Here is a 7,110-nt window from a genome sequence, read left to right as displayed (position 1 = left end):
ATGGTCGCAAATCAAAGCATCAGGGGGGTCAAAATTGGACGCCGATTCCCCGGCTTATGGGGTCAATTTTGCACGCCGATTCACAGCAAATATCATCACGGAAACAGACCGGGACAGCGACTTCCTGGGCACAGTCCTCCAAGCGTGGAGGGCGACAGCACCATCTGAAGCGCTGAATGCAGCCATTTCCTTCTCCAAAAGCAAATGGCCCTCCATTAGACGCCAAGCGACTTATGTGCTCGGCGCCTTTGACTCTTCTGACGGAGACGACACGCTTGCGACCGAGCGGCTCGCTGATTTGATGTCGTCGGATGATCCCCAAGACCAGCGCGCTGCTGCTTTTGCAATTATCCGCCTGCTTGAGAGGCAGACCGATAAGTCAGCTCTGCTTGTCGCGAAACTGGAAGAGGCAGCCGATCGATCAAACGAAAATGCCCGTAACGAGTTGATTGCTGGGCTTGCCTATCATCCCGCTGCCTTTCCTCCCTTACTCAAAGAAGACGCCTGTTCTACGTAGCGCTCACGCGTGCCAGCCGAGGCGTCTACATGCTTACCAATCGCCGTCAGCCATCCCGCTATATTAAGGAGCTTTGCGAGATCGCCGGCGACGAAGTTCGCTTCGAGACGGTTGAGGGAGCGGAATTGAGCCAATGTCCAGCCTGCCTCGTCGGCCAATTGGTGGAGCGGCGCAACGAAGACGGATCGAAGTTTCGTGGGTGCAATCAATTCCCGGATTGCAAACACACTGAACCGAAAAGCGTAGTCCGTAGACGGTAACCGCCTGCACTCATTGTGACGGCGAACAGGGACCCTTTACGACTTCGCGCTCCTAACGAGCATTGAGCTGAGATGTGGCCGGACGGGGAAAGGAGGGGCTGGTAGATTTATCTCGGCATCGCTCAAAATTGCGATATACGAAAAGTGGGCGATGCGGATTTGACCCCATACCAGGAGCGAATACTTGAGTGATCAAAACGAAGCCGTAACGGCTGATCTGGTCGGGCTGACTGCAGACATTGTCTCTGCCTATGTCAGCCAAAACCCCCTGCCCGTCGCTGGGTTGCCGGACCTCATCGCGTCGATACATTCGTCGCTTACAGGCCTTGGTCAGCCGAATGTGCCCGAGCCGTCTCAGCATGAACCCGCCGTCAATCCGAAAAGGTCGGTGACGCCAGATCACATCATCTGCCTTGAAGACGGGAAGAAATTCAAATCGCTGAAACGCCATCTCGCGGTACACTACGGACTCACTCCAAACGAATACCGCGAAAAGTGGGGATTGAAGCCAGACTACCCGATGGTTGCGCCGAACTACGCGGCCCAAAGATCTACGCTAGCAAAGGCGGCGGGGCTTGGACGCAAACCGCAACCTACCCCGACCCGAAAGGCGCCTGCAAAACGAAAGCCAAGGGCTTCGTAAAGGCGGCGGGTCAAACCTCGGGCGCGCCGCGATGGGCATTAGCCTATCGAGAACGTGGGCCATGGCACCCAATTTCGAGCGATCTTCGGCGACGTTGCGAGCTATGCAGAGCGTCCCCGATAGCAGAAGAGTGCTTCCTCGATAGTGGGTCGCGCGACGTAGCGGTCTGACCGACTGGAACGCCGAGATAAGGGCTTCGATCAAAGTCGCAACACTGCGGATCGAGACCCGCCAATTTCCTTCATCAGCGCGCGCAATTCGGCTGGAGGCTCAAGGCAGAAAGTTCGAAAGCTTCCAACAACCCCAGTCGATTCGGATTCGCTTTCCTACCCTAAAACGGCAGAAGTTTTGCTATGGAATATGCATTTAAGTCAATAGCTTAGACTGATATCGGGTATCCGCCACCTTCAAGCAGATTGGAATCCGGCGCCGCTTGCGTCCGCAAGCCATGTAGCTGGCGCCTATTGAGCTAAATTTGATATCTAGAGCAGATTGCCCTGCCTTTCTGGTATATCCACGGCGTAGTGCTCCATCCCGGCTTCTCACATCAGAATCGAGTCCATGTACGTAGACGCACAAACACGACGGAAAGTCCTCGTCCTAAAAGATGTGGCGGTTGAACACTTCAAGCATGAAAACTGGCTGGAGCTTGGCACTCTCACGGGCTGCTACGACTTGATCAGCTCGCACTCCCGGCTCCTGCGCAGCCTCAGCTTCGGGGACGACGACTACGCTGGCTGTGCCTTGGAGGTGTTGATGCGCATTGTTGAACGTGAGGAAGCCAACTTTTCCGAAGTTGACAATTATATCGGCGGCAAATTTGGGGGCGGAGGCCAAACGATCTCGAGCGCCGCCAACACCGGGCCTCGCATCTATTTTCAGCCATCTGCCTTCACTTTGCCGGCCGAATTACCAGACCCCTATCTGGTTTCGGTGATGATGCCGTTCTCCGCCGGCTTGAATGGCGTATATAGTGCGATTCAGCAAGCCTGCAGCCAAAGCGGCATGAGCTGTGAACGGGCCGACAATATCTGGAAGGAGTCGGCCGTCATCCAGGACATCTTCGGTCTCATCTACCGATCGTTCGTTGTCGTTTGCGATTTCACCGGCAAAAATCCCAACGTCTTTTATGAAGCTGGGATTGCTCACACGCTGGGTAAGCAGGTCATTCCGATCACCCAGTCTGCCGACGATATCCCTTTCGACCTACGTCACCATCGGTTTCTTCCTTATCTCAACAATGGTGAAGGGCTAGCGGCTCTCACAAATGCTCTCGCAAGCAGGCTCAGAACGTTGCATGCCAACCGTGATTCAGCCACTTCGGCGGCCGCGAATGTGGGCGTTTTTGGCTGACGACCAGGCGCTGCCCGATAGTCCCGCAGACTGTTCAGCAAGCTCGGCGCCGCTCATGGCATCGTGACAGAGTACACCGCCGATCGAAAAGCTATAAATCGATCAAATACTTAACTCGCATAATATCCATTATGTTAGATCACCGTGTCCCGGAGAGTCGGGGATGAGACTTCCCATGCCGTCAGCTAATCCCTGTTTGTCGCTCATCGTAGCCCGCAAGAGTTCGATGCCAGCCTTGCTGGGGACGCTATAACCTGCCGGTAGCCCTACTTGATGGATAGACCCCGCATCGTGCTCAAAAATCAAGGTTCTCCGCTCGGCCCGGAAATGTCCGCCAAGATGGTGTGCCGTCCCCCAATTGGCAATCAATTCAAGCTTCGCAGGTTGGAAGAAGGCAGGCAATTCGGCGAGGCGGTCGATCTGTTCCTCAATCCTCTCGAGCAGCACGGAAACTTGCTTGAGAAGCGTGGCCATGCCTTTGTTGCTGGTGTCGCCAAACCCAAATGCCAACCGCATGAAGCTGCCACGGGCGTCCTTCCTGGCATTGTAGCCGAAATAATGCAGCTTCTCGAATGCCGACATTGCACTGACCGGGTCAACGGCAAGGCTCTCGAACTGAGCGGCGATGTCCTCCAGGTCGCGACGCGGAGCGTTGGTAGACGAGAAGAAAGTACCGGCGCCGACTGACCCAATCGGGCGGGGTACTGTCTTATAGATTGGTGTCTGCGGTTTCCGCGGCGCCGCACCTTCCCGGCGCCAGCGCTTCCGCTCTGTTAATGTGGCTTGCTGCCAGTCTTCCATCTCCCTTTCATAACGGGCTTCATCCCGCGCTTCGGCTTCGAAGTCGCGCACCCGCTCTTCTATGTGGAGGATACCTCCGCTGCGCTCGGTCGCTGCCCGTAGGCCGCCCCATAGCCTCTGCATGCCGCTCCGCAGGGCTTGCCGGGTATCGCTATACTGCTGGAAGGCGGAATCCCGCTTCAGGTCTGCCAGATAGCGAACGAACCCAGGCAAGGCCTGTTTGAGTTTCGCTACTCTATGGAGAAGGGATGCACGATCTCTCGCCTGGGAATAATCCCGGTGCAACGCCTCAAAGTCTACACCATAGATCTTGGCCCCGCACCTATGGCCACATAGGAAGCGGCTGCCATCGTCAACGCGGATGACAAATCCCGCGAGATGATTGGGGTACTTGCAATGTGCACACCGGATCATTGACCGCTTTGAGCCTCGAAAATCGTATCCGAACTCCACGAAAGGCCGGCTATCGACGGGGGGAACACTTTGGATCAGCCCCTCCAGGCCTTCCGGGTCGTCGGTGGTGAACCTGATCCGGAGGAGTTCCTCGTCAGAAAGCCGACCCCAGCGGCCTGCCGGCTCGATAGGTTTGTTGAGTTGTGTCGCGGCACTCAATTCGATGCACCTCGCGAAAACTGATTCTCGCGACATCTGTACCATATAATGTGTCGTCAAGCGAATCGGTTGCCACATGTGGTGGGTGATGGGTACATTCACAGAAAGTGACCCATTTAGGTGTATCCGTAACGCAATGCGGCCTGTAGTTGCACAGCACAAAGACTGCCGCCGTCCCTTGGCCGAGGCCGTTCGATCACCTACAGCGTTATGGTCGGCAAGCCCCCCGGAGGCATTTCTAACCTCTTGAGGTTGGCGCCTTCCGAGCAACACTTGTTATTTCTACGGAGGAGTTGAAATGACTACCGTTACTCTCGAAGAGACCCTCATCCCGGCCAATGCCAAGGCGCATTTTCCGCCGGATATGAGCGTCGCATCTAGCCCGGCAACGGCCGCGCCGCGCAAAACGCGCGGCCGGCTCAAGCGATCTGCGCGCTCTGAGCTTGCCGCAATCCGCTACCTCACTGCCGCTCGTGGAGAAGAGCTTTGCCGCCGAGCGGCTGATGGAGTTGGAGGTTGGGGCCGCCACCGGCGCCGCCTATGGCGAGAAGAACCCGTTGCGCACGGCCCAGCGCAACGGCTATCGCGAGCGCGACTGGGAGACGCGGGCCGGCACCGTCGAGCTGCGCATCCCCAAGCTCAGGAAGGGCTCCTACTTCCCCGGTTTCCTTGAACCGCGCCGCATGGCCGAGAAGGCGCTGACCGCCGTCATCCAGGAGGCCTACGTCCAGGGTATCTCGACCCGCTCGGTCGATGACCTGGTCAAGGCCATGGGCATGAGCGGCATCTCCAAAAGCCAGGTCTCGCGGCTCTGCGAAGAGATCGACGGCAAGGTCAAAGCGTTCCTTGAAAGACCCATCGAGGGCGACTGGCCATATCTGTGGATCGATGCCACCTACCTGAAGGTGCGCCGCGGCGGCCGCATCGTCTCGGTCGCCGTCATCATCGCTGTCGGCGTCAATGCGGACGGCCGACGCGAGGTGCTGGGCATGGAGGTCGGCACGTCTGAGGCCGAGCCGATCTGGACGGAGTTCCTGCGCAAGCTGACCCGCCGTGGCCTGCGCGGCGTCAAGCTCGTCGTCTCCGATGCCCATGAAGGCATCAAGGCGGCCGTCACCAAGGTGCTGTGCGCGACATGGCAGAGGTGCCGCGTCCACTTCATGAGGAACGTGCTGGCCCATGCCGGCAAGAGCGGGCGCCGCGTCGTCTCCGCTTTCATCGCCACCGCCTTCGCCCAGGAAACGCCCGGGGCCGCAAGCACGCAATGGCGCGCCGTCGCCGACCAGATCCGGCCGAAGGTGCCGAAGCTGGCGACAATCATGGACGACGCCGAGCCCGACGTGCTTGCCTACATGACCTTCCCCAAGGAGCACCGCGCCAAGCTGCACTCGACCAACCCGATCGAGCGCCTCAACGGCGAGATCAAGCGGCGCACCGAGGTCGTCGGCATCTTCCCAAATGATGGCGCCATCGTCCGCCTGGTTGGCGCTATCCTGCTCGAACAGAACGACGAATGGGCCGTGCAGCGCGCCAGATACATGACGCTGGAAACCATCAGCCAAATGAGCGATGATCCTCTGATCAGCCTGCCAGCCGTGGCACGCTGATCAGCCCGGCCCCATGCCGGAGAGCGCGGCGACCAAGCCGTCAGCTACACCACGCAGCGGGACACGATCCCCTCGTTCAAGCATGACTTTGATCCCCCTGACCATTCTATCAGGGGTTTCTCGTTGCCTGGCAAGCAACTTAGTCGCAATCGAGAGTTCTGTATGAGTAGCGCTTGACTTCATCGAGCGTCGCCTCATCCGGTCGACGGTCGCCCGAAGGTATGGTTTCCGGTTTTGGTGTCGGTGGCTCCGCCCCAGCCCGCCTTTGCAGCATGGCTTAGAAGCGCAGCAATGCTGTGAGAACGAGAGATGGCGCGGACCATTAAGACGATAGAGCGGCGTTGAACTTTACGCGCACAATCACTGATAAAGGACATTGTCACATTGAGTCATGCTAAATCAGGTGACGGCAAGTGTTGACAGGTGACGGCAAGTCACCTACCTTATCAGTTGACGGCAACTGATGGAGCGCTTCATGCGTCCGATAAAATGTAAGCGGATTATCGATGGCAAAACCTACAACACCGAAACGGCAACCCAGATCGGCGGTTGGACCTCCAATGAGGAGTGGTGGAGCTATGGCGATTACCTTTACCAGACCCGCCATGGTGCATTCTTCCGCTACAATTTCATGGATGGTCAGAACGAAGATGATCACGACACGATCACACCGCTGACTCCGGACGAGGCCCGTCAGTGGCTCGAAAAGAATATGAGCTGGGACCCCGAGCTCATAGAGAAACTGTTCGGTGAAATGCCTGAAGCCGGCTCGGGTGAGGTGAAATTCACTTTGCGAATGCCGGAGAGTTTGAGGACGCGGTTAGCGGCAAAAGCTGAGGCAAACAAACAGTCCCTCAATGCCTGGATGGTGCGCTGCCTCGAAGGCTGCGCCGGCGATGGAGACAAGCCGTGAGCAAGATTGAGATTTCTGCCTCGCGTGCCAGCCTCAAGGTCAGGCTGACGGCCGAAGGTGCGGTCGCCATAATCATTGCCATCGCGGCAGTCGCGATAGGCGCGTATTGCGCTTATCGGCTTATCTCATAAGCTTCATCACACATCCGAGGGTCGCTCCCAATGAGCCACACCGCTTTTTCACAACACTTCGATCGTGAGCTTGACTCCAACCGCGCCACATTCAAAACAAGATGCTCTTGCCCGTCCTGACTAAGCACCTCAACGGAAGGGTCGAACGGAGCCGAGAATAAATCCAGCCAGTTGCGCCGCTCGGCTCCATCAGCCCTTAGAAGTAGCCGCACCGGTTATCCTCGCGGTTGTAGGGAGCTAATGCAGTCTCCGTAGTATGTGATGACGTCATTC

8 protein-coding genes are annotated in these 7,110 nt (G+C 57.5%); 7 read left to right on the top strand and 1 reads right to left on the bottom strand.

Annotation, left to right across the window (positions count from 1 at the left end; genetic code table 11):
- The 4 genes from NKH02_RS25635 to NKH02_RS25620 all read left to right on the top strand — a co-directional run.
- The coding region (locus NKH02_RS25635) for a hypothetical protein (protein WP_352882466.1) at window positions 1-517 on the top strand (517 nt) is incomplete at its 5' end.
- Between the two features lie 29 nt (window positions 518-546).
- Complete coding sequence (locus NKH02_RS25630; RefSeq protein ID WP_352882464.1) at window positions 547-777, top strand: topoisomerase DNA-binding C4 zinc finger domain-containing protein; 231 nt, start codon at window positions 547-549, stop codon at window positions 775-777.
- Between the two features lie 184 nt (window positions 778-961).
- A complete protein-coding gene (locus tag NKH02_RS25625) occupies window positions 962-1,420 on the top strand; it encodes a Ros/MucR family transcriptional regulator (RefSeq protein WP_084025495.1) in 459 nt (152 codons plus the stop codon).
- A gap of 561 nt (window positions 1,421-1,981) precedes the next feature.
- Complete coding sequence (locus tag NKH02_RS25620) at window positions 1,982-2,773, top strand: hypothetical protein (RefSeq protein WP_050589558.1); 792 nt, start codon at window positions 1,982-1,984, stop codon at window positions 2,771-2,773.
- A 129-nt stretch (window positions 2,774-2,902) separates the two neighbouring features.
- On the opposite strand, the gene NKH02_RS25615 is transcribed toward NKH02_RS25620, so the two are convergent.
- Entirely contained in the window at window positions 2,903-4,186 is a 1,284-nt protein-coding gene (locus NKH02_RS25615) for a hypothetical protein (RefSeq protein ID WP_156938579.1), read from the bottom strand.
- 443 nt (window positions 4,187-4,629) lie between these two features.
- On the opposite strand from NKH02_RS25615, the gene NKH02_RS25610 reads away from it, so the two are divergent.
- The 3 genes from NKH02_RS25610 (at window position 4,630) to NKH02_RS25600 (ending at window position 6,837) form a co-directional block, all read left to right on the top strand.
- Window positions 4,630-5,793, top strand: coding sequence for an IS256 family transposase (locus NKH02_RS25610; RefSeq protein ID WP_502913861.1), 1,164 nt, complete (start codon window positions 4,630-4,632; stop codon window positions 5,791-5,793).
- A 475-nt stretch (window positions 5,794-6,268) separates the two neighbouring features.
- Window positions 6,269-6,706 (top strand): toxin-antitoxin system HicB family antitoxin, encoded by a 438-nt coding sequence (locus tag NKH02_RS25605; protein ID WP_198032244.1) that lies wholly within the window; start codon window positions 6,269-6,271, stop codon window positions 6,704-6,706.
- The gene (locus NKH02_RS25600; RefSeq protein WP_023760395.1) at window positions 6,703-6,837 is read left to right on the top strand and encodes a hypothetical protein; all 135 of its coding nucleotides are present in this window, start codon (window positions 6,703-6,705) and stop codon (window positions 6,835-6,837) included. Before NKH02_RS25605 ends, NKH02_RS25600 begins: the two co-directional genes overlap by 4 nt.
- Window positions 6,838-7,110: the final 273 nt, after the last annotated feature.

It is taken from the genome of Mesorhizobium sp. M1396, from assembly GCF_040317725.1.
Lineage (GTDB): Bacteria > Pseudomonadota > Alphaproteobacteria > Rhizobiales > Rhizobiaceae > Mesorhizobium.
The sequence above is the reverse complement of the archived record's forward strand: the minus strand, read 5'-3'. Positions and strand labels throughout refer to the sequence as shown.

What these genes read in the sequence shown, in the direction of transcription:
- NKH02_RS25630 (WP_352882464.1), top strand. Translation starts at nt 547, where the DNA reads ATGCTTACCAATCGCCGTCAGCCATCCCGCTATATTAAGGAGCTTTGC.
- NKH02_RS25620 (WP_050589558.1), top strand. Translation starts at nt 1,982, where the DNA reads ATGTACGTAGACGCACAAACACGACGGAAAGTCCTCGTCCTAAAAGAT.
- NKH02_RS25605 (WP_198032244.1), top strand. Translation starts at nt 6,269, where the DNA reads ATGCGTCCGATAAAATGTAAGCGGATTATCGATGGCAAAACCTACAAC.